The organism is Frigidibacter oleivorans (assembly GCF_003993775.1).
GTDB classification, from domain to species: domain Bacteria; phylum Pseudomonadota; class Alphaproteobacteria; order Rhodobacterales; family Rhodobacteraceae; genus Frigidibacter; species Frigidibacter oleivorans.
The window spans coordinates 150,370-172,909 of the sequence record NZ_RJRZ01000001.1 but is presented as its reverse complement, the minus strand read 5'-3'; the positions used below and the strand labels follow the sequence as shown (position 1 = coordinate 172,909).

General features: G+C 71.3%; 18 protein-coding genes. 13 read left to right on the top strand and 5 right to left on the bottom strand.

The genetic code is table 11. The features are described 5' to 3' along the window. Positions 1-24: 24 nt before the first annotated feature. Together glpK and EEY80_RS00905 are read left to right on the top strand one after the other, a co-directional pair. A complete protein-coding gene (gene glpK / locus EEY80_RS00910; RefSeq protein ID WP_126974683.1) occupies positions 25-1,521 on the top strand; it encodes a glycerol kinase GlpK in 1,497 nt (498 codons plus the stop codon). Next, the gene (locus EEY80_RS00905; protein WP_126974682.1) at positions 1,521-2,684 is read left to right on the top strand and encodes an iron-containing alcohol dehydrogenase; all 1,164 of its coding nucleotides are present in this window, start codon (positions 1,521-1,523) and stop codon (positions 2,682-2,684) included. Before glpK ends, EEY80_RS00905 begins: the two co-directional genes overlap by 1 nt. Before the next feature lie 60 nt (positions 2,685-2,744). On the opposite strand, the gene EEY80_RS00900 is transcribed toward EEY80_RS00905, so the two are convergent. From EEY80_RS00900 to EEY80_RS00890, 3 genes are all read right to left on the bottom strand, one after another. Beyond that, positions 2,745-4,715 (bottom strand): TonB-dependent receptor domain-containing protein, encoded by a 1,971-nt coding sequence (locus tag EEY80_RS00900; RefSeq protein WP_164738091.1) that lies wholly within the window; start codon positions 4,713-4,715, stop codon positions 2,745-2,747. 239 nt (positions 4,716-4,954) lie between these two features. Beyond that, a complete protein-coding gene (locus EEY80_RS00895; protein ID WP_126974680.1) occupies positions 4,955-6,262 on the bottom strand; it encodes a cation:proton antiporter in 1,308 nt (435 codons plus the stop codon). 385 nt (positions 6,263-6,647) lie between these two features. After that, positions 6,648-8,258: a diguanylate cyclase gene (locus tag EEY80_RS00890; RefSeq protein ID WP_126974679.1), complete on the bottom strand. Its 1,611-nt coding sequence runs from the start codon at positions 8,256-8,258 to the stop codon at positions 6,648-6,650. Between the two features lie 196 nt (positions 8,259-8,454). On the opposite strand from EEY80_RS00890, the gene EEY80_RS00885 reads away from it, so the two are divergent. The 6 genes from EEY80_RS00885 (at position 8,455) to EEY80_RS00860 (ending at position 14,919) form a co-directional block, all read left to right on the top strand. Next, positions 8,455-8,754 carry a DUF3572 domain-containing protein gene (locus EEY80_RS00885; RefSeq protein WP_126974678.1) on the top strand — a complete coding sequence of 100 codons (300 nt, stop codon included), beginning with the start codon at positions 8,455-8,457 and terminating at the stop codon, positions 8,752-8,754. An 80-nt stretch (positions 8,755-8,834) separates the two neighbouring features. Further along, positions 8,835-9,572: an HAD family hydrolase gene (locus EEY80_RS00880; RefSeq protein ID WP_126974677.1), complete on the top strand. Its 738-nt coding sequence runs from the start codon at positions 8,835-8,837 to the stop codon at positions 9,570-9,572. A 114-nt stretch (positions 9,573-9,686) separates the two neighbouring features. Then, positions 9,687-11,282: a trimethylamine methyltransferase family protein gene (locus EEY80_RS00875; RefSeq protein WP_126974676.1), complete on the top strand. Its 1,596-nt coding sequence runs from the start codon at positions 9,687-9,689 to the stop codon at positions 11,280-11,282. 96 nt (positions 11,283-11,378) lie between these two features. Further along, positions 11,379-13,178 carry a DUF4153 domain-containing protein gene (locus tag EEY80_RS00870; protein WP_126974675.1) on the top strand — a complete coding sequence of 600 codons (1,800 nt, stop codon included), beginning with the start codon at positions 11,379-11,381 and terminating at the stop codon, positions 13,176-13,178. 92 nt (positions 13,179-13,270) lie between these two features. Further along, the gene (locus EEY80_RS00865; RefSeq protein ID WP_126974674.1) at positions 13,271-13,858 is read left to right on the top strand and encodes a heme NO-binding domain-containing protein; all 588 of its coding nucleotides are present in this window, start codon (positions 13,271-13,273) and stop codon (positions 13,856-13,858) included. Then, positions 13,855-14,919: a GGDEF domain-containing protein gene (locus tag EEY80_RS00860; protein ID WP_235829669.1), complete on the top strand. Its 1,065-nt coding sequence runs from the start codon at positions 13,855-13,857 to the stop codon at positions 14,917-14,919. Before EEY80_RS00865 ends, EEY80_RS00860 begins: the two co-directional genes overlap by 4 nt. Before the next feature lie 473 nt (positions 14,920-15,392). On the opposite strand, the gene EEY80_RS00855 is transcribed toward EEY80_RS00860, so the two are convergent. Then, positions 15,393-16,823 (bottom strand): Glu/Leu/Phe/Val family dehydrogenase, encoded by a 1,431-nt coding sequence (locus EEY80_RS00855; protein ID WP_126974673.1) that lies wholly within the window; start codon positions 16,821-16,823, stop codon positions 15,393-15,395. A gap of 375 nt (positions 16,824-17,198) precedes the next feature. Here EEY80_RS00855 and EEY80_RS00850 point away from each other — a divergent pair, with 375 nt between their 5' ends. From EEY80_RS00850 to EEY80_RS00840, 3 genes are read left to right on the top strand one after another with little or no spacing between them, the layout of a single operon-like run. Beyond that, on the top strand, positions 17,199-18,836 hold the full coding sequence (locus EEY80_RS00850; RefSeq protein ID WP_205749004.1) for a Tad domain-containing protein: 1,638 nt from the start codon (positions 17,199-17,201) through the stop codon (positions 18,834-18,836). 14 nt (positions 18,837-18,850) lie between these two features. Beyond that, the gene (locus tag EEY80_RS00845) at positions 18,851-19,423 is read left to right on the top strand and encodes a TadE/TadG family type IV pilus assembly protein (protein WP_126974671.1); all 573 of its coding nucleotides are present in this window, start codon (positions 18,851-18,853) and stop codon (positions 19,421-19,423) included. Continuing rightward, positions 19,423-20,022: a TadE/TadG family type IV pilus assembly protein gene (locus EEY80_RS00840; RefSeq protein ID WP_126974670.1), complete on the top strand. Its 600-nt coding sequence runs from the start codon at positions 19,423-19,425 to the stop codon at positions 20,020-20,022. The genes EEY80_RS00845 and EEY80_RS00840 overlap by 1 nt, the downstream gene beginning before the upstream one ends. Positions 20,023-20,050: 28 nt before the next feature. Here the strand turns inward: EEY80_RS00840 and EEY80_RS00835 are convergent, their stop codons facing one another. Beyond that, a complete protein-coding gene (locus tag EEY80_RS00835; RefSeq protein ID WP_126974669.1) occupies positions 20,051-20,641 on the bottom strand; it encodes a TetR/AcrR family transcriptional regulator in 591 nt (196 codons plus the stop codon). Positions 20,642-20,775: 134 nt separating this feature from the next. Here EEY80_RS00835 and EEY80_RS00830 point away from each other — a divergent pair, with 134 nt between their 5' ends. After that, a complete protein-coding gene (locus EEY80_RS00830) occupies positions 20,776-21,066 on the top strand; it encodes a hypothetical protein (protein ID WP_126974668.1) in 291 nt (96 codons plus the stop codon). Positions 21,067-21,155: 89 nt separating this feature from the next. Then, positions 21,156-22,442, top strand: coding sequence for a homoserine dehydrogenase (locus EEY80_RS00825; protein ID WP_126974667.1), 1,287 nt, complete (start codon positions 21,156-21,158; stop codon positions 22,440-22,442). Positions 22,443-22,540 lie beyond the last annotated feature (98 nt).

The window sequence follows — 22,540 nt, the reverse complement described above, 5'->3', positions numbered from 1 at the left end:
GCCGCAAGGAAAAAAGAAGACGCCATGACCCATGTTCTTGCCATCGACCAGGGCACCACATCCTCGCGCGCGATCCTCTTCGATGCCGAGCTTCGCCCGGTGGCGGCGGCGCAGGAGGAATTCGCGCAGCACTATCCCCGGCCGGGCTGGGTGGAACATGATCCTTCCGACCTGTGGGCCACCGTCGCCGGCACCGCGCGGGCGGCGATCGAGAAGGCGCGGGTGACGGCGGCCGACATCGCCGCCATCGGCATCACCAACCAGCGAGAGACGGTGCTGATCTGGGACCGCGCCACCGGCGAGCCGATCCACAACGCCATCGTCTGGCAGGACCGCCGCACCGCCGATGCCTGCGCCGGGCTGATCGCGGCGGGACACGAGCCGGAGGTGACGGCGCGGACGGGGCTGCTGCTCGATCCCTATTTCTCGGCCACCAAGATCGGCTGGCTGCTGGACAACGTCCCCGGCGCGCGCGAGCGGGCGGCACGCGGGGCGCTGGCCTTCGGCACCGTCGACAGCTTCCTGATCTGGAAGCTGACCGGCGGCGCGGTACATGCGACCGACGCCACCAATGCCGCGCGCACGCTGTTGTGGAACATCGGCACCGGCGACTGGGATGACGCGATGCTGGCGCTGTTCGACGTGCCGCGCGCGATCCTGCCCGAGGTGCGGGATTGCGCCGCCTCCTTCGGCGTGACGCGGGCCGACCTGTTCGGCCGCGAGATCCCGATCCTCGGCGTCGCGGGGGACCAGCAGGCGGCGACCCTGGGTCAGGCCTGCTTTGCCCCCGGCATGATGAAATCGACCTATGGAACGGGCTGCTTCGCACTGATGAACACCGGGGCGGACCGCGTGCCCTCGACCCACCGGCTGCTGACGACCGTCGCCTACCGGCTGGACGGGCGCATGACCTATGCGCTGGAAGGGTCGATCTTCATCGCCGGCGCGGTCGTCCAGTGGCTGCGCGACGGGCTGCGGATGATCCGCGCGGCGGGCGAGACGCAGGGCCTGGCCGAGGCGGCCGACCCGGGGCAGGGCGTGGTGCTGGTCCCGGCCTTCACCGGGCTTGGCGCGCCCTACTGGCGGCCCGACTGCCGGGGCGCGATCTTCGGCCTGACGCGAAACTCCGGCCCTGCGGAACTGGCGCGGGCGGCACTGGAAAGCGTGGGCTTCCAGACCCGCGACCTGATCGAGGCGATGCGCGCCGACTGGTCGGGCGCCAGACCGTCCGGGTCCGGCGACAACGTGCTGCGGGTGGATGGCGGGATGGCGGCCAGCGACTGGACGATGCAGTTCCTCGCCGACATCCTGGGCGCGCCCGTGGACCGGCCGCAGGTGACGGAGACGACCGCCCTCGGCGCGGCCTGGCTTGCGGCCCGTCAGGCCGGATTGACCGACGAGACCCGCTTTGCCGCGCAATGGGCCCTCGACCGCCAGTTCAGACCGCAGATGGACGAGGCCGAACGCGATGCGAAATTCGCTCGCTGGACCCGGGCCATCGCCGCGACCATATCCTTCTGATGGACCCGTTCTCCATCGAGATGCCGGGTCGTATCCTGTTCGGCCGCGGCGTGGCGGCGCAGGCGCCCGACCTGATCCGCGCTTTCGGCGACCGGGGGGTGATCGTGCATGGCGCCAGTTTCGCGCGATCCGACTGGCTGGCCGAGGCGCTGGACGGGTGTGCCCTGATGCGCTGGCCCAGCCGGGGCGAGCCGACCCTGCCCGACCTGCAAGAGGCATTGGGCTATGCGCGAGCGTTCGACCCGCTCTGGATCGCCGGCGTTGGCGGAGGCGCTGCCATGGACCTTGGCAAGGCGCTGGCGGCGCTGATCCCTGCGGCGGGCGATCCGCTGGACCATCTGGAGGTGGTTGGCCGCGCACGTCCCCTGCACGCACCGCCCCTGCCATTCGTCGCTATTCCCACGACCGCCGGCACCGGGGCGGAGGTGACGAAGAACGCGGTGATCGGCCTGCCCGATCATGGCCGCAAGGTCAGCCTGCGCGACCACCGGATGCTGGCGCGGCTGGCGGTGGTGGACCCTGCACTGACCGACGACTGCCCCCGCGCGGTGACGCTGGCCTCGGGGCTCGACGCGGTGGCGCAGGTGATCGAACCCTTCGTCAGCTGCCGCGCCACGCCCTATACCGATGCCCTGACCCGGGGCGCGATGGCGCCGGGCCTCGCGGCGCTGGTGCAGCTGGTCGACGGACCGCAGGACCCGGCCGACGAACGGCGGCGGGCGGCCCGTGACGCGATGGCCTGGTGTTCGCTGTCAGGCGGGCTCGCCCTGGCCAATGGCGGGCTCGGCGCGGTGCACGGGCTTGCGGGCGTGATCGGCGGGCGGACCGGGGCGGCGCATGGGGCGATCTGCGGGCTGCTGCTCGGCCCGGCGCTGAACGTCAACCGCGACCGCGCCACCGGCCCCGCCCGGGCGCGGATCGACGCGGCCTGCGCCGCCATCGCCTCGGTGCTGGGTGGTTCTGCCGATGACGCGCCCGCGCGGCTGTCGGACTGGGCCCGCGGCGCGGGCCTGCCCTCGCTGCGCGACATGGGGGTGGGCCGCGCCGATATCGCGGCGGTAGCCGAGGCCGCGGCGGCGGCCTCGTCGACCCGCGGCAACCCGGTTCCGCTCGCCACCGCCGATCTGGCCCGCATCCTCGACATGGCCGGGGCCGGCGAGTAGCGCGGCGCGCCGCCGGTCCGGCCCAGTTTACTGGCCGGAATGGCCGGGCCAAGGCGATGCTCAGAAGGTCGAGGTCATGCCGAGGTGCAGGCGGCGCCCGTCCAGAACCTTGCCGTAGGTGTCGCTGTCGATGGTCTTGTCGAAGACGTTGTAGACCCCGGCAAAGCCCTGCAGCCTGTCGGTGAACTCGTACTCCACGCCCATGTCGACCAGCGTGTAGCCGGGGGTGGCGTCCTCGTCCTGCACCGTCTCGCTCTTGTAGCGGGCGCTGCCCCAGACATCGAGCCGGTCGGTCGCCTCCCAGTCCAGCCGCAGGTTGGCCATATGCTCGGGCAGGTCGTTCAGCGGCTCGCCCTCTCCGGCGCCGCTGGTGATCTCGCTGTCCTGCCAGGTGTAGTTGGCGCTGATGTCGACCGGACCCAGCGGCATGTCGAAGGTCAGTTCGACCCCGTTCAGCTCGGCCGCGTCGCGGTTCACGTATTGGCGGATCCACTCGCGCGTCTCGCCGTTGTAGGTGCAGCTCGGCGGCGATCCGTCGGGCGTTTCGCAGACATATTCCCGGTCGATCTTGTTCTCGAACCTGGTGTGATAGGCCACCAGACCCAGCTGGATCGCCCGCGGCGCGTTCCAGACCAGCCCCATCTCGTAATTGGTGCTTTCTTCCGGCTGCAGGTCGGTGTTGCCCTGATCCCAGCCCGCGCCCCGGCCCGCCGGTTCGACGATGTTGTCGTCGGCCTGCTTCAGCGCGGGAACCTTGTAGCCCGCGCTGACGCCGCCCTTCAGCGTCAGCTGGTCGTTCAGGTGGAAGACGCCATAGACGCGCGGGGTGAAGTGCGACCCGTAGTTTTCATTCTCGTCATAGCGCCCGCCCAGCGTCAGCGCGAAACGGTCGGTGATCCACCACTCGTCCTCGGCGAAGACCGCATATTGCCAGCGTTCCAGATCGGTGGCGACGGATCCGGTGAACCGCGCCTCGTCATGTTCGGTGGTCTCGTTCCGCCAGTCGAGCCCGGCGACGACATTGTGGTCGCCGAAGGTCATCGCGGTCTTGGTGTTGAAGTTCAGCATCTCGTAGGCGGAGACCAGATCGCCGTTCTCCACCTCCAGCCGTTCCTGCGTCAGGAAGCTGGTCGTTTCGTGCCCGGCGCCCCAGCGCAGCACATGGGTCAGGCCAAAGCGCAGTTCCTCGCTTTCGACATCGCCGGCCTCGCCGGTCAGTTCGGCATAGTCCTTGTAATCCTGCGTCACGATGTTGGCGTCGAAGGTCAGGTCCTGCGCCGCGTCGATCCGCCAGTCGAGCCGCAGCCCCAGCGAGTCCCGATGCGTTTCGGGCGAACCGCCCTCGACCTCGTCCGAGTCGCGGTCATAGGCCGAGCCGAAGACGGTCAGGCCCAGCCGGTCCCTGACCAGCGGGCCGCTGACATAGAAGCGCCCCTGCGTCCCGGTCTTTGCGTCCGACGACTCCGGGACCGTCGCGTCTGCCGTGATCGAGCCCGTCCAGACGTCGCCCACCTTCTTGGTGATGACGTTGATCACCCCGCCCGAGGCCGCCGATCCGTAGAGCGAGGACATCGGACCGCGGATCACCTCGATCCGTTCGATGGCCGAAGGCGGCGGCAGCAGCGAGGTCTTCTGCCCGCCGCCCCAGCCGTTGTAGAAGGCGTCCTGCGTGTCGCCGAGCGGCCGGCCGTCGACGAGGAACAGCACGTAGTTCTCGGTCATGCCCCGGATCGTCACCGAGGGCGCGTTCAGCTTGCCACCGTTCTCGATCGAGATGCCGGGCGTGTCCTGCAGGATGTCGGTGACATTGGTATAGGCGCGGCCCTCGATCTGTTCCGAGGTGATGACGGTGATCGTCGCCGGCGCGTCGGCGATCTGCTGGTCGCGGCCGGTCGCGGTGATGACGATCTCGTCCAGCTGGTAGGGGTCGGCTTCGGTTTGCGCATGGGCGACAAGGCCGGACAGCATCAGCAGCGGCAGGCCGGTGCCCGTGGCCAGGGCCACGCGGCGGAAATTCGGTCGGGACGGCATGGTGGTCTCCTCGCGGGCGGCCCGGTACGGGGCGGGCCGCGCATTCATTCAAACAGGCGGTCAGGGCCGCCCGGAACGCGGGCGGCGAAGGCATGATCGACCTGCTGGGGGAATGAACCTGGCGGGCGTCGTCAGAGCGGGGCGACAAGACAACCCCGGGGGCGCCCGTGTCAACCTGAACCGGCGCCGTGGGTGCAAGTTTTCCGGGCCTGTGGGGCCGATGCCGCCCCGGGGGGCGCTCAGTCCGTCCCGCGGGGGCCGTCCGGTGCGTCCGGTGCGTCCGGGTCGTCCCCGCGCCCCCGGTCGAGCCGGCGCATGATCGGCGTCACCGTCAGCCCGTGCATCAGCACGGAACACAGCACTACCAGACCCGTGATGGCCCACAGCCGCGCGCCCTCGCCGGTCTGCATGTGGTTCAGGCCATAGGCGAGGTAGTAGATCGACCCGACGCCCCGGATGCCGAAGACGGCGATGACCCACCGTTCGCCCGGGGCCAGCGGCAGCCCCGCCAGCCCCAGCCACCCCGCCAGCGGCCGGATCACCAGCAGGATGGCGAGCACGCCCGCCACGTCGACCGCCCGCAGCGGCGCCAGCAGTCCGCCGACCAGTGCGCCGCCGAAGAAGATCAGCAGCACCATCATCGCCACCCGCTCCACCTGTTCGGTGATGTCGTGCATCTCGCGGTGGAAGTCATGGGTCCGGTGCGCGTCGCGGAAGGCCAGCGCCGCGACGAAAACGGCGAGAAAGCCGTAGCCGTTCACCGCCTCGGTCACGCCGTAGGACACGAAGGTGGCGGCCAGTGCGATCATCCCGTCGCCGGTCTGGGCCAGCTTCGTCTCGGCCGGGATGCGGAAGGTGATCCAGCCGAAGGCGCGGCCAATTAGCCAGCCGCAGCCGACGCCCGCGGCGATCTCCCAAAGGACGGCCTCGAGGAACCAGTCCCGCAGGAACGGCTCGCCGGTCGCCGCAGCCAGCGACATGGCGATGGCAAGGTGGACGAAGGGGAAGGCGGCGCCGTCATTCAGCCCGGCCTCCGAGGTCAGGCCGAAGCGGACCTCGTCCTCGGCGCCCGTCCGCGGCGGGCCGACCTGCACATCGGCGGCCATCACCGGATCCGTCGGTGCCAGCGCCGCCGCCAGCAGCACCGCCGCCGCCCAGGGCAACCCCATCCAGAAGCCGCCCAGCAGCGCGATGGCGAGGATGCTCAGCGGCATGGTCAGCAGGATCAGCCGCCAGGTGATCCGCCAGCGCCGGACGCCGAAGATGCGGTCGATCTTCAGCCCCGCGCCCATCAGCGCCACGATGACGATGAACTCGGCATAGCGTTCGGCGATATGCGGGCGGTCCAGCGGCGAGGGCACCGGCGGTACATGCGGTAGCGAGAAGATTGCCGCGCCGATCGCCACGCAGACGACCGGCAGCGACAGCGGCAGACCCCGCAGCGCAAGCGGCAGCCAGGCGACGAGCGCGATCAGCAGGCCTGCGGCGATGATCACCAGAACGGGACCGGTCGCGGTGTCGCGAAGGAAGTCGAGGATGAAGTCCATGGCATGAGAACCCGGCGGGACGATGTTTGCTCCCGCGGCGGATGCGGAATCGTGACGCGCCGGCGGGTTCGGGGGGCGGGCGGTTCAAGGCGGGCACTTCGGGGCGGGCGCGGCGCGGCTGGCCGCCCGGACTGAAGGCAATGAGCCGGGCGGTGGCCGCGGGGCCGGAAAGCGGGCAACCGGCACAGCGTCCCGGCTGCGGGGTTGCGCGGGTGAAGGGGCGGTTGGTCAGCACCGGCGCGCGCGAGGCGCCGCCCATCGCCAGCCCGATGAAGACGGCTATTGGCACCGCCGCTCTGTCGGGTGGGGCGACCGGGCGCGCCCCGGTCAAGCATGGTCACCGCCGATCCGGCACCGCGACGCCGCCCCTCCCGTCCGCGACCCGTCACGCGGCCGGGCTGATCGTCACCAGATTGCGACCCTCGGCCTTCGACCCGCGCAGCGCGCGGTCGGCGGCGTCGAGCAGGCGGTCTGTCAGCACCGGCGCGCGCGCGGCGCCGCCCATGGCCAGCCCGACGGAGACGGTGATCGGCACCACCCCCCCGTCCGGCAGGGCGACCGGGCGGGCCTCGATCGCGCGGCGCAGGCGCTCGGCGGCCTGCAGGGCGCGGTCCTCGTCGGCGTCGGGCATCACCACCAGAAACTCCTCGCCGCCCAGCCGGGCCAGCAGGTCGCGGGGGCGCAGGTTCGCGATCAGCCGCTGCGCCACCTCGCGCAGCACCGCATCGCCCGCGGCATGGCCCCAGCCGTCGTTCACCAGCTTGAACCGGTCGAGGTCCAGCACCATGACGGCGAAGCAGCGTCCGGTCAGGCGCGCCTGCTCCGCGATCTGGGCCAGTCGCGGCAGGGCATAGCGCCGGTTGTGCAGGCCCGTCAGCGGGTCGGTCAGGGCGTGGCGCAGGCCCTCGGCCAGACGCGCGCGGTCGCGGTCGGCCTCGCGCTTGCGCAGCAGCTGGCGGTCGAGGCGCAGGGCGATTTCGGAGGGCGTGCAGGCGGTGTCCATCACATCCGCCGCGCCCAGGTCGAGCGCCATCGCCAGCGTCTCGGCCGCTCCGGCGGGGGCGGCGACGCAGATCGCCGCGTGCCGCGTCGCGCGTCGTGCGCGCAGTTCGGCGATGAATTTCAGCGTGTCGCTGCCGAGGCTGCCCTCGACCGGGCCGCCATCATGCAGGTCGGGGCGAAAGCGGCCCGGGCCGCTGCCCCCGTCGCGCGGCGCGGTGCAGATCAGATAGACGTCGGGCGCATCCCCGGCACGGTCCGCCCCGGCGAAGACCGCCGCCGGGTCGAGGATTTGCAGCCGATGCGGCAAGAGCGCCGCGAGGTCGCGTTTCCAGCCCAGCATCGCATCGCGCCGGGAGGCGACCAGCGCGATGGTGCCGGCCGGCAGGTCGCGCCGGCACGGGGCCGGATTCGGCGTCAGATAGGGGGCGGCGGCCTCGGCCAGTGCCGGGGGGCGTGGCCCCGCAGGACGCGGCGCCGGACCGTCGGCGGCACAGGCGCGACCGGCGGTCGGCCGTCCGGCGAAGGCGCCTGCCGCCAGGGCGATCCCGGGGGCGATGCCGGGGTCGGGCAACGCCGCCGCCTCGCGCAGGCGGCGTTCCTCCTCGCCCTCGCGCCCCCGCAGTAGGCTGCGCAGCCGCGCCAGCAGCAGCCCGTCATCGACCGGCTTGCCGAGGATGTCCTCTGCCCCGGCCTCCAGCGCGGCGATGCGCGCGGCGGCGCCCGCCTGCCCGGGGCCGGCCTCGGTGCTGAGCATCACCACGGCAGAGCGGGCGGTGGCGGGATCGGCCTTCAGCCGGCGGCAGATCTCCAGCCCGTCCATGTCGGGCAGCCGCAGGTCGAGCAGTACGAGGTCGGGCCGGTGCCGCCGCGCCAGCAGCAAGGCCTCCTGCCCGTCGGCGGCCTGCAGCGTGTCATAGCAGGCATTGGCAAGCTTCACCTTCAGCACGATGCGATTCGTCGCAACGTCGTCCACGATGAGGATCCTGCCGGCCATCTGCGCCTCTTCACGGCTGTTCGGGGTCGGGCCGCGTTCCGGGCCTCCCGTCCTCATAGATCGGGGCGAAGAGTTAACATTTCCTTTCCGGCCTACTACCCGGCCATCCGCCGCCGATCCGGGCCGGGTCTGTTCCGCGTCGGCCGGGGCTGCTATCGGTGCCGGTGACGGATGGGCCGACAGGAGAACAGGCGGAATGGCGGGGCAGCGAACGGTCACCACGCGGGACGCGGCCGAGACGGTCGCCCTGTCCGCCCTCGCCTGGATCGCGGCGCAGGACGAGGTCTTCCCGCAGTTCCTGAACGCCACGGGATGCGCCCCCGCCGACCTGCGCGACCGGGTCGGGGACCCGCTGTTCCTTGCCGCCGTGCTGGATTTCCTGCTGGCCGACGATGCCACGATCCTCGCCTTCGCGCGGACCAGCGGCCTTCCGCCCGAGGCGCCGCTGGCCGCCCGCGCGCTGTTGCCGGGCGGGGGCGATCCGCACTGGACCTGACCTCGCCCCGGCCGGCGCTGCCCGTCACGGTTGCAATCGCGGCCCCCATCGGCCACCTTGGTCCGGGGAGAGAGATTCACATGTCCGACATTCGCGGAATCGTCTTCGACAAGGACGGCACCCTGTTCGACTTCGTCGCGACATGGGGGGCCTGGACGCGCGCGCTGCTGATGGACCTCGCGGGGGACGATCCGGCCCGCGCGGCGATCCTGGGCGAGGCCATCGGCTACGACCTGCCGCAGCAGCGGTTCCTGCCGTGGAGCCCGGTGATCGCCGGGACGCCGGGCGAGATCGCCGAGGCGCTGCTGCCGCATCTGCCGGGGGCCAGCCCGCTGACGCTGGTCGCGCGGATGAACCAGCTGGCCGCCGAGGCCCCGCAGGCCCAGGCGGTGCCACTCGCGCCGCTGATGGCGGTGCTGAAGGGGCGCGGCCTTCGGCTGGGCGTCGCCACCAACGATGCCGAAGGCCCGGCGCGGGCGCATCTCGCCGCCGCGGGGGTCGAGGATCTGTTCGACTTCGTCGCGGGCTTCGACAGCGGCCACGGCTCCAAACCCGCGCCGGGGCAGCTGCTGGCCTTTGCCGAGGCGCAGGGGCTGATGCCCGCGCAGGTGGCGATGGTCGGCGACACCCGGCATGACCTGCATGCGGCGCGGGCAGCGGGGATGACGGCGGTGGCGGTGCTGACAGGGCTGGCCCGGGCCGAGGATCTGTCGCCCTTCGCCGATCAGGTGCTGCCCGATATCGGCCATCTGCCGGACTGGCTGGCCGGCCGCGCGGCACGGCCGGCGCTGGCGGGCGCGCGGGAAACCGCGGCCTGATCCATTTCCGTCGCGCGGTTGCCCTGTCCCGAAAACGACGCAAGCCTGTCGCGCGGCGCGGGGACGCGCGACCTCCCCCGTCCGATCCTGCGCCCGTGGATGCAGGAGGCAGGCATGGCGGGTGACGCGGGCAGCGCGGGCAGGGGCACGGCGCGCGCCGGCCGGACGGCAGAGATCCGGCGCCGCGGCACCCGCGCCGGGGCGCCGGCGATCATCCGCTCCGGCTGGCAGGTGCCGCTCAACCCCGACAGCCCGGTCGAGCCGCTGTCGCCCGAGGGCGTGGCCGCGCTGCATGACGGCGCGATGCGGATCCTGTCGGAGATCGGCATCCGGTTCCAGAACGACGAGGCGCTGGCGGTCTTCCGGGGCGCGGGCTGCATCGTCCGCGACGATCTGGTGCGGATGGACGCCGCCTTCGTGGGCGAGATGCTGCGCCGCTGTCCGGCCGAATTCGCGATCACCCCGCGCAACCCGGACCGGCGCATCCCGGTCGGGGGCCGGGCGCTGGCCTTCGGCAGCGTGTCCTCGCCGCCGCATTACCGCGACCTGGAAACCGGCAGGGTGCCGGGCTTCATGGCGGGGTTTCGCAACCTGCTGATCCTCGCCCAGCATTTCGACTGCATCCATTTCGTCGGCGGCTATCCGGTCGAACCCGCCGACAGCCCCGCCGCCATCCGGCATCTGGACTGCCTGCAGGACACGCTGCTGCTGACCGACAAGGTCGTGCATGCCTATGCCTTGGGGGAGGGGCGGGTGGAGGATGCGCTGCAGATGATCCGCATCGCCGCGGGCCTGACGCCCGAGGCGTTTCGGGCCGCGCCCCGCACCTATACCAACATCAACTCCGCCTCGCCGCTGAAGCATGACCGGCAGATGATCGACGGGGCGCTGCGCTGCGCCCGGGCGGGACAGGCGGTGATGGTGACGCCGGTGACGCTGGCGGGGGCGACGGCGCCGGTGACGCTGGCGGGGGCGGTGGCGCTGTCCCTGGCCGAGGCGCTGTCGGCGATCGCGCTGATCCAGACGGTGGTGCCGGGCGCGCCCTGCATCTTCGGCACCTTCACCTCGAACGTGGACCCGGCCTCCGGCGCGCCGGCCTTCGGCACGCCGGACAACATGCGCGCGGCGCAGATGGCCGGGCAGATGGCGCGGTTCTACGGGCTTCCCCTGCGCGGATCGGGCGCCTGTTCGGCCAATGTCCCCGACGGCCAGTCGATGTGGGAGACGTCGAACGCCCTGTGGTCGGCGGTGCAGTCCGGCGCGAACATGGTCTATCACGCGGCGGGCTGGCTCGAGGGCGGGCTGACCGCCAGCCCCGAGAAGTTCGTGCTGGATTGCGAGATGCTGACGATGATCCAGCGCTATCTGCAACCGGGCCTGACCGCGGCGGGGCCGGAGGAGATCGCGCTCGACGCGATCGCCGAGGTGGGGCCGGGAGGGCATTTCCTGGCCCATCCGCACACGCAGGCGCAGCGGGCGGCGGGCCTGGGGGCCGGTTCGGGGGCGACGCCGGGCGCGGCGGGGGTCAGCGACCGGCGCAGCATCGAGGCCTGGCAGGCCGATGGCGGCATCTGGACGGCCGAACGGGCGCATCTGGCCTTCAGGGCGATCCTCGCCGATCACCGGCCGCCGCCGATGGATCCCGCCATCCGCGAGGAACTGGCCGCCTTCGTCACCCGGCGCAAGGCCGAGGGCGGAGTGCCCGACTGATGCCGCCCGACTGACACCGGCCGACTGACGCCGCCCGCTCTGGCCCCCGGCGGGCAGAGAGGCTAGCCTCGCCCCGGACGTGAAGGGGAGGCTGCGATGGCGGATGTGGAGCAGGACGCGGACATTCCCGCCGAACCCGCCGGTTCATCCTCCGCGGCCGAGGCGGCGCGGCGGATCGGGGCGCATCGGGCGACGCTGGCGCTGATCGGCACTGCCGGCGGCCTTGCGGGCTGGATGCTGACGGATGTGCTGTCGGACAGGTTCGGCAGCCGCTGGCACCTTTTCGCCAGCATCGCCGCCGCGTCCTATTTCGCCGCCGCGCTCGGTCTGGCCGGGCAGATCCGCCCCCGGCTCGCGCTGCTGGCGGCGCTGCCGCTGGCGGTCATCGTGGCGCTGCTGTCGGTCGTGGCCAGCCTGCGCTTTGACAGGGTGGGACAGTTCCTCGACGGCCCCGACAAGCTGCTGGCGGCGCTGGTGCTGACGATGCTGCCGCTGCCCTTCCTGATCGCCGCGCGTGTCGGGCGGGGATGGGACGACTACCCCGTGCTGTTCCTCGCCGCCTGGAACGTGGTGATGCGCTATGCCGCGGCCTGGCTGTTCGCCGCGGTGGTCTGGGCGGTGGTCTGGCTGTCGGACCTGCTGCTGTCGCTGGTGGGCATCGGCCTGATCGGCGATCTGGCGGGCGAGCCGGTCACGATCTGGCTGGTGACGGGAACGGCGCTCGGCCTCGGCCTGGCCGTCGTGGCCGAACTGTCGGATATCGTGTCGCCCTTCCTCGTGCTGCGGCTGGCGCGGCTGCTGCTGTCGCCGCTGCTGGCGGTGGTGGCGATCTTCCTCGCCGCGCTGCCGCTGCGCGGGCTGTCGGGGCTGTTCGGCGATTTCTCGGCCGCGGCGACGCTGATGACCATCGCCCTGGCCGGGGTGTCGCTGGTCTCGGTCACCGCCGACCGCGGGCCGGAGGACGAGGCGCGCTCGCCCCTCACCCGCGGCGCGGCGCGCGGCATGGCGCTGGCCCTGCCGGTGCTGGGGGCGCTGGCCCTGTGGGCGGTGCTGCTGCGGATCGGCGACTATGGCTTCACCCCCGAACGGGTCGCGGCGCTGGTGTTGGCCGGGGTGGTGCTGGCCTATGGCCTGGCCTATGCCGGCTGTGCGGCGCTGGCGGGGACGCGGTGGATGGCGGCGCTGCGGCGGGCCAATGTGCTGATGGCGACGGGCCTTCTGGCGGTGGCGGCGCTGTGGCTGACGCCGGTGCTGAACGCCGAGGCCATCGCGGCCCGTGATCAGGTCGCGCGCTATCGGTCCGGCCGGATGCCCGCGGCGGACCTGCCCCTGGCCGAGATGCAATGGGACTGGGGCCGCCCCGGCGCCCGCGCGCTTGCCCGGCTGGAGGCGTCGGGCGACGCGGCGCTGGCCGCGCGCATCGCGGCGCTGCGGGCCGCCCCCGATCGCTGGCAGGTCGACGCGATCGCGCCCGACGGCGCGGCGGTGACGGCCCTGCTGGACCTGCTGCCCGTAAGGCCCGAGGGGCGCGCCCTGCCGGACTGGGTCGCGGCGGGCCTGCGGACATGGGAAGTCGAGCAATGGACCCAGGCCTGCAACCGCCGCGATGCCGAAGACAGGCCCGGCTGCGTACTGGTCATCGGCGACTTCCTGGCCTCCTCGCCCGGCGATGAGGCGATGCTGCTGACCGATGGCGGCGGCGGGCGGCTCGACCGCATGGCGTTCCTGTCGGCGGGGGGCGAGGGGCAACGCGGCGTGCCGCTGCTGACGGGCGGGCTGCCCGAGCCCTCGGCCCCGGCGGTCATCGGCGCCATCCTCGACGGGCAGTTCACGCTCGCGCCCCCGGACGTGACGGCGCTGAAGGCGGGCGGGGCCGATCTGATCCTGCTGCCCTGATCCCGCTGTTCGGACCGGCCGGGCGCCGTTAGCCCGCCGGTAACACGGCGCGCCTTACCCTCCGCCGGCGACGCGGCCGAAGAGGGGGCAAGATGCACGGTCTGGTGAACCGGTCGCTGCAGGCCTTCCTGCGGCAAAGCTACGGGGCGGCGCTGTGGCAGGCGGCGGCGGATGCCGCGGGCATCGGCCCCGACGGGTTCGAGCCGATGCTGACCTATCCCGACCCGCTGACGCTGGCGCTGGCACAAGCGGCGGCGGACCGGCTGGACAAGCCGCGCGATGCCCTGCTGGAGGATATGGGCGGCTGGCTCGCGGCGCAGGAACCGTTGCGCCGTCTGCTGCGCTTCGGCGGCGTCGACTACCCCGAATTCCTGAAATCGCTCGAGGATCTGCCGGGGCGGGCGCGGCTGGCCGTGCCGGACCTTGCGCTGCCCGACCTGCGGCTGACCGCGCGCGACGGCCGGCTGGCGGTGCATGTCGCGGGGCCGGCCCCGCTGGTGGAAGTCTTCGCGCCCCTCTTCGCCGGACTGTTCCGGGCGATGGCCGATGACTATGGCGCGCTTGCGATGATCGACCTGCACCGCAGCCGCGGCGGGCGGCGGATTTCCGTACAGATACTGGCCAGCGGCTGGTCGCCGGGTCGCCGCTTCGATCTGGCGCAGCCTGCAGGGCGCGGATGAAGACGCGGATGGGGCCCGGCGGTCAGGGCGATGCGGGGTCCGGCCCACCGGCGGCGGGGGGCGGGCCGGCCGGGGGACTGACACTGCTGCCCGCCATCCTCGCCCGGCTGATGCCGATGCACCTGCATGTCGATGCCGCCGGCCGGGCGGTCGCCGCCGGTCCGACGCTGGAAAAGATCTGCGGCGGCGGCCTGCGGGGTGTGGGGGTGTTCGACCTGTTCCGCGTCGGCCGGCCGCGCAAGATGACGCGGATGTCGCAGCTGCGCGCGGCGGGCGGGCAGCGGTTGCACCTGACCCTGCAGCGTCCGCCCTTCACGCCGTTGCGCGGCATCTGCCTGCCGCTCGGCGATGGCGCGCTGATGAACCTGTCCTTCGGCCTGACCGTGGCCGAGGCGGTGTGCGACCACGGCCTGACCGACAGCGATTTCGCCGCCACCGACCTCGCGGTCGAGATGCTGTATCTGATCGAGGCGAAGACCGCGGTGATGCGGGAATTGCAGGCGCTGACCCGGCGGCTCGACCGGGCCCGGCAAAGCGCGGTGGCCGAGGCCGCGACCGACCCGCTGACCGGGCTGTGCAATCGCCGGGGCTTCGACGTGGCGCTGGAGGCGGCGCTGCGGCGGGGCAGCCGGTTTGCGCTGGCGCATCTCGACCTCGATCATTTCAAGCGAGTGAACGACACGCTGGGCCATGCCGCGGGCGATGCCGTCCTGACCGCCGTGGCCCGCATCCTGCGCGAGGCGACGCGCGCCCGCGATGTGGTGGCCCGCCTCGGCGGCGACGAATTCGTGCTGCTGCTGGAGGATGCGGCCGATCCTGCGCAGGCCCGCGCGCTCGGCCAGCGGATCCTGTCGCGGATTGCCGAGCCGATGGACTGGCAGGGCCACAGCCTGCGCGTCGGCGGCAGCCTCGGGATCGCGCTGTCGACCGGGTTGCGGGGCGATCCCGCGGCCCTGATCGACGCGGCCGACCGCGCGCTCTACGCTTCGAAGCGGCAGGGCCGGGGGCGGGTGACGCTGTTCCGGCCGGGCGGCGGACCCTCCGGCGCCGCCGGGGAATGAGGGCGGTCCATGGCGGCGCTCTGTCGCGAACATTGTGGGGGCGGTCGATGGCACGGCAGGGCCGCCGCTTGCGGGTCGAGGAAGCCTCGGCATCAAATCGTGGGCGGGGGCCTGATCGACGCGGCCGACCGCGCGCTCTACGCCTCGAAGCGGCAGGGCAGGAGCGGGTCACGCTGCTTCGGCCGGTGAGCGAAGGCCCGTTCGGCGAACAAGGGCCTCCTGGGCGACCGTGGGCACCTGATCGACGCGGCCGCCCGCGCGCTCTGCGGCCCGAAGCGGCAGGGCCGGGGGCGGGTGACGCTGTTCCGGCCGGCGGCTTGGACGTCGGCACGGCAGGGCCACAGCCCACGGGTCGGTGGATGCCGCGGCCGCCGCAGAGTTGCCGGGCGGCCCGAGCGGGCCGCGCCGACCCGCCCGCAGCCCCCCGGGGCACCGCCGCCCGCAACGGCCCCCCGGAGGACTGCGGCGCAGGATCAGAGCCCTTTCGACCGGTAGCTGGCCGCCACCCGTTCGATGGCGACGATATAGGCGGCCATCCGCAGGTCCGTGACCTCGGGCCGGGTACGCCAGACCTGCCGCATCGACTGATAGGCGCCGCGCATCGTGTCGTCGAGGCCGGAGCGGACGAGTTCCAGTTCGTCCGCGCCGCGCAGGTAGCTGTCCTTGAAGCCCGGCGACAGCGTCCAGCCCAGCCCCCGGTCGGCCGACAGCCGTTCCAGTTCCTCGACCAGCAGCCGGTGCCGGGCTTCCTCGGCCCGCCGCTCCATCCGGCCAAAGCGGATGTGGCTGAGGTTCTTCACCCATTCGAAATAGGACACGGTGACGCCGCCGGCATTGGCATACATGTCGGGAATGATGATGCAGCCCCTGTTGCGCAGCACCTCGTCCGCGCCGGCCGTCACCGGGCCGTTGGCCGCCTCGACGATCAGGGGGGCGCGGATGCGGTCTGCATTGCCCAGATGGATCACGCCCTCCATCGCCGCCGGGATCAGGATGTCGCAGGGCGCCTCCATCAGCGTCGGACCGTCGGCGTGATAGGTGCCCACGGGGCATTCCTTCACGCCGCCGGTGCGGCGCAGGTGGTCGAGCACGATCTCGAGGTCGAGCCCCTCGTCCGACCACAGCCCGCCGTCGCGTTCCACCACGCCCACGATCTTCGCCCCGTCCTCTTGTGCGAGGAAGCGGGCGGCGTGACTGCCGACATTCCCCAGCCCCTGTACCACGATCCGCTTGCCTTCCAGCCCGCCGGTCAGCCGGGCGGCGGCCACGTCCTCGGGGTGGCGGAAGAATTCGCGCAACGCGTACTGGATGCCGCGGCCCGTCGCCTCGACCCGGCCATGGATACCGCCCGCGTTCAGCGGCTTGCCGGTGACGCAGGCCGAGGCGTTGATGTCGGTGGTGTTCATCCGGCGGTACTGGTCGACGATCCAGGCCATCTCGCGCTCGCCGGTGCCCATGTCGGGGGCCGGAACGTTCTGGGCGGGGCTGATCAGGTCGCGCTTGACCAGTTCATAGGCGAAGCGGCGGGTGATCTGTTCCAGCTCGCGCTCGTCCCACTGCCGCGGGTCGATGCACAGCCCGCCCTTCGATCCGCCGAAGGGCGCCTCGACCAGCGCGCATTTGTAGGTCATCAGCGCCGCCAGCGCCTCGACCTCGTCCTGGTTGACCGACAGCGCATAGCGGATGCCGCCCTTGACCGGTTCCATGTGTTCGGAATGGACCGACCGGTAGCCGGTGAAGGTGAAGATCTCGCCCCGCAGCCGGACGCCGAAGCGGACGGTATAGGTCGAGTTGCAGACCCGGATCTTTTCCTGAAGCCCGGGCGACAGGTCCATCACCTGGACGGCGCGGTTGAACATCAGGTCAACGGATTGGCGGAAGCTGGGTTCGCCGGCGACGCTCATCTGGTCTTCGCTCCTCTGCTCGTCGGCCGCTGCGGGGCGGGGATCGTCCCGCACCTCCGATGCGGCCTCTGGGTGCGGCGGAGCCTAGGAAGAATTCATGAAGACCGCACCCCTGATTCGCGGTCGCCTCCCGGTCTTGGGCCGGTTTTGCCGTCGCGGGACCCGCGGTGGAGCGCGGTTCGGCACGATGCGGAAACAGAAATGCCGCCCCCCGTTCCTGCGTTGCGGCAAGGGCGCCAATCGCGCCCAAAACTCCCTCTGTCCGCCACAATTCTGCCTAAGCTCGGGCCTCAAGTTCAGCCAATCACCCGCAGACATGCCCCGGTCCGTCCGGTGGCGTCGGAGGATCAGATGTCGAAGAGTGCGCCTCGCAGTTTGCCAGTTATCCCGACCCCGCCTGCAGGCCGCGCGGGGCCATGGTCCTCTGCCTCCTTTCCCTGTCGGTTCGGCCGCGACGAGACCGGGTCGGTCCTGGTCTTCGGGCTGCTCCTGTTCTCGCTGTTCCTGGTGCTGGTGGGCATCGCGCTGGACGTGATCCGGTTCGAGACCGAGCGTACGCGCGCCCAGTACACGCTGGACCGCGCGGTTCTTGCGGCGGCCGACATCAGTCAGACGACCCCGGCGCAGGACGTGGTGGACGACTACTTCGCCAAGGCGGGCCTGTCCCGCTTCGATCCGACGGCGGTGCAGACGCAGGGCACCTACAACGAATGGAAGAAGGTCGAAGGCAGGCTCGAGGTCTCGACCGACACGATGTTCATGCGGCTGACCGGCGTGGACACGCTGCAATCCGCCGCGGCCGCCACCGCGGAAGAACGGATCGGCAATGTCGAGATCTCGATGGTGCTCGACGTGTCCGGCTCGATGGATTCCTATGCCTACAACCCCAATGGCACGAGGGCCGGCACCAAGATCTCGCTCCTGCGCTCGGGCGCGTCGGATTTCGTGGAGACGATGTTCACCAACGTCACCGGCGCCGGCACCGCACAGGGCAAGCTGTCGATCTCGGTCGTGCCCTATCACCAGCAGGTGCAGCTGACCTCGGGCTTCGCGGGCTACTTCAACCTGTCCAGCGAACACAGCCAGAGCTATTGCGCCGACTTCTTCTCGGCCGACTACACCACCACCTCGATCACCAGGACCCAGGCGCTGCCCCGCACCGCGCATGCCGATGTGCGCAGTTCCAGTTCGCAGCGGACGCCGTCCTTCCGCGAATGCTTCACCTATTCCTACGCGACGCTGCTGCCCTTCTCGAGCAACAAGGCCACGATCAAGTCGAAGATCAGCGCGCTGGAGGCCGAAGGCGACACCGCCATCGACATCGGCGCGAAATGGGGCCTGGCGCTGCTCGACCCGGCGGCGCGGCCGATCCTCAGCTCGATGATCACGAACGGCGCGGCGGACAACGCCCTGTCGGGGCGGCCCTTCGACTGGGACTACGAGGACACCATGAAGATCATGGTGCTGATGACCGACGGCGAGAACACCAACACCTATGCGCTGCTGTCGCCCTATCGCAGCGGCAACTCGCCGATGTGGTGGTACAAGAGCGGCAACACCCGGTACTACTTCTACTACAAGGACCGCAGCGGCACCGACTATGACTACTACTACTGGAACACCAGCAACAACCGGGGCTACTGGTACCGCGAGCGCGACCTCGGCAACCTGACCCGCCTGACCTGGCAGGAACTGTGGGATGTGTATTCCGTCAAGTGGTGGGGCAACTACTACTATGACAACGTGGAAAGCGGCGCCGATTTCGAGGATATCGCCGTTGCCCATGCGAACAACACGACCAAGGATTCCCGCCTGAAGACGGTCTGCGATGCGGCCAAGGCCAAGGGCGTGCTGATTTTCGCCATCGCCTACGAGGCGACCGACAATGGCGAGGATGCGCTGAAGGACTGCGTGTCGGCCGACAGCTATTATTACGACGCGCAAGGCAGCACCATCGCCGAAGCCTTTGCCGGGATCGCCAACGCCATCAACATGCTGAGGCTGACGCAGTGACACCGGGCCCGGCGATGCGTCATCTTCTCGCCCGGGCGGGCGGTGCGCTGCGGCGACGCGGCCGGCGGTTTCGCGCGGCCACGCGCGGCTCGGCCACGGTGGAATTCGTCATCGTCTTCCCGGTCTTCGCCTTCATGCTGTGTTCGGCGGTGGAATCCGGCATCCTGATGCTGCGGCAGGTGTCGCTGGACCGCGCGATGGACCTGTCGATCCGCGACCTGCGGCTGAAGGTGCTGCCGGTTTCGTCCAACGATCGCGTTGCGCTGCATGCGGCGGTCAAGGCGCGGGTCTGCGAAAGCGCGCTGATGATCCCTGACTGCACCAACACCATCCTGCTGGAGATGCGCCAGATCGAGAAGGGCGGGGCGCTGCCCTCGACCCGCGCGCCCTGCGTGGACCGGACGGCGACCGAACAGATCGATCCGGATTTCCAGGCCGGGATCGACAACCAGATGATGCTGCTGCGGGCCTGCGCCGTCTTCGACCCGCTGTTTCCCGGCGCCGGGCTGGGGCTGGACCTGACGCTGGACGAATCCGGCGCCTATGCGCTGACCTCGGCCTCGGCCTTCGTGATCGAGCCAAGCTGATGCGCCCCGCACCCGCCCCCGACCCGGCCCCCCGCCCGAACCTGCTGCACCGCCTGTGCAGGGGCCTGCGCGGCTTTGCCCGCGACACGCGCGGCTCGATCACCGTCGAGGCGGCGCTGGTGCTGCCGCTGTGGATCTGGGGCTATGCGATGTCCTACCAGTTCTTCGACGCCTTCCGCGAACAGTCGCAGAACGTGCGCGCGGCCTATACCGTCTCCGACATGATCTCGCGCGAGCTGAACGCCATCGGGCCGGACTACATCGACGACCTGCACGACGTGTTCGACTACCTCACCCGGTCGAACCATCCGACCTGGATGCGCGTGACGTCGGTCTATTACGACTCGGCCACCCGGAAATACAAACGGTACTGGTCCTATTCGACCGACAGCGCCTATCCCGCGCATACCGACGCGACGATCGAGAACCGCAAGTCCAGCCTGCCCAACCTGCTGGCGGGCGAGACGGTGGTGGTGGTCGAGACGGGGATGCAATACGAGCCGATCTTCAACGTGGGGCTGGACGCGGGCTGGTACTACAACTTCATCCCCACCCGCCCGCGCTTCGCCAGCAAAGTCGAATACGACAGCACCCATTGACCGCCGTGACGAGGCAGCGCCGCCCGGCTCAGGCCGACCCCGCCGCGCCGCGCACCATCCCGCGATAGACCTGTTCCACCCGGTCGCGGGACAGGCGGCCGCCGCTGCGGAACCAGCCGGTGACCCCCGTCAGCATGGCGATGATCGCCAGCGCGGCCAGCTTCGAATCCTCCAGCCGGAAGGTGCCGTCCGCCCGCCCGGCGACGAGGATCGCTTCCAGTTCGTCCTCATAGCTGCGGCGCATCGCCTCGATCTGGGCGAAGTGCTCGGGCGTGAGGTTGCGCAGTTCCATGTTCGACACGAACACGGCCTCGGGCCGGTCGAGGCTGAAGCGGATGTGATAGCGGGTGAAGGCATCCAGCCTTTCGCCGGGCGACAGGCCCTTCGGCTCGTCCCGCCAGCGGTCCAGCACCTCGCGCATATGCGCCCGCATCAGGTCGAAGAGCAGCGCCTGCTTGTCCGGCGTGTAGAGGTAGAGCGCGCCGGCCTGCACCCCGACCTCGGCCGCGATCTGGCGCATCGACACCGCCGCATAGCCGTGCCGCGCGAACAGCTGCAGTGCCGCCGCCCGCACCCGGGGGCCGGTGATATCCGCATGAGAGCCGGTCTTGCGCGCCATGGGTGCAGTGTAACTGCACAGTCGTTCAGTTTGAAGCGGCGCCGTCGCCGTCCCGGCCCTGCCGCGGGCGGAAGCGCCTTGCCCACCGGCCCCGGCTGCGCCTATGGTCCCGGCCAAACCGTTCCGCCGGACCCATGCCCAACCGCCTTTTGCTGTCCCTCGCTCTTCCCCTGCTGCTGGTCGCGGGCTGTTCGCCCTGGCCGGATGCCGAAAGCCGTGCCGCGGCCCCCGTGTCGCAGGGCTGGCCGACGCTGGTGCCGCTGGCCCCGGTTCTGGCGCAGGCCGGCGCGACGGCGGCGACCGCCGATCCCACCGCCGCCGAGGCGGCCCGCGCCGCCGACCTGCGCGCCCGGGCCGATGCGCTGCTGGCGACAGACCTGGATGCGGGCGATCCGGACGCGACCGACCCCGGCGCGGGCGGCTGACCGGCGCACCGCGGGCTGCGCGTTGCGCCGCAGCGCCGAACCGGCTAACAGACCGCCAGCCCTTCACCGACGACCTTCAGGAGCCTCCCATGTCCGATCCCCTGCGCCTTGGCATTGCCGGTCTGGGGACCGTCGGCATCGGCACCGTGAAGATCGTGCAGAAACACGCGGCGCTGATTGCGGGTCGCGCGGGGCGCGAGGTGGTCATCACCGCCGTCTGCGCCCGCGACCGGGCGAAGAACCGCGATGCCGATCTGTCCGCCTATGCGTGGGAGGACGATCCCGTCGCGCTGGCCCGGCGCGCCGATGTCGATGTCTTCGTGGAACTGATGGGCGGGCATGACGGCCCGGCCCGCGACGCGACCCTGGCCGCGCTGGCGGCGGGCAAGGACGTGGTGACGGCGAACAAGGCGCTGCTGGCCCATTCGGGGCAGGAGATCGCCGAACTGGCCGAACGCGCGGGCCGCGTCGTGCGGTTCGAGGCGGCGGTGGCGGGCGGTATCCCGGTGATCAAGACCCTGACCGAAGGTCTGGCCGGCAACGGCATCCGCCGGGTGATGGGGGTGATGAACGGCACCTGCAACTACATCCTGACCCGGATGGACAGCGCGGGCCTGCCCTACGAGACGGTGTTCGAGGAGGCCCGCGCCCTGGGCTATCTCGAGGCCGATCCGACGCTGGATGTGGGCGGGATCGACGCGGGCCACAAGCTGGCGCTGCTGGCCTCCATCGCCTTCGGCACCAAGGTCAGCTTCGACGCGATCGAGCTGGAGGGGATCGAGCGCATCTCGATCGACGATATCCGCCGCGCCGGCGACATGGGCTTCAAGATCAAGCTGCTGGGTGTGGCGCAGATGACGGGGCGCGGGCTGGAACAGCGGATGTCGCCCTGCCTCGTGCCGGCGGACAGCCCGCTGGGCCAGCTGCAGGGCGGCACCAACATGGTGGTGCTGGAAGGCGACAGCGTCGGCCAGATCGTGTTGCGCGGCCCCGGCGCGGGCGAGGGGCCGACCGCCAGCGCGGTGATGGCCGACGTGATCGACATCGCGCGCGGCTGCCGGATGCCGACCTTCGGCCAGCCCGCCACCACGCTGTCCGATCCGGTCGCGGCCAAGGCCGCGGCGGCGGCGCCCTATTACCTGCGGATGGAACTGCTGGACAAGCCGGGCGCGCTGGCCAAGGTGGCGGCCGTCCTGGGCGAGGCCGGCATCTCGATCAGCCGGATGCGGCAATACGGGCATGAAAGCACGGTGGCCCCGGTCCTGATCGTGACCCACCGCACCACCCGCGACGCCATCGACGCGGCCATCGAGGGCTTTGCCGCCACGGCGGTGCTGACCGGCCCGCCGGTCGCGATCCGCATCGAACAGGTCTGACAGGGCTACGGCGAGGGCCGCGCCGGCGGAAATGCCGCCCGGCGCGCCAATCGTCGCCCGCCGGTCGCCTGCGGGACTTGCCCCTGTCATGCTCCTGC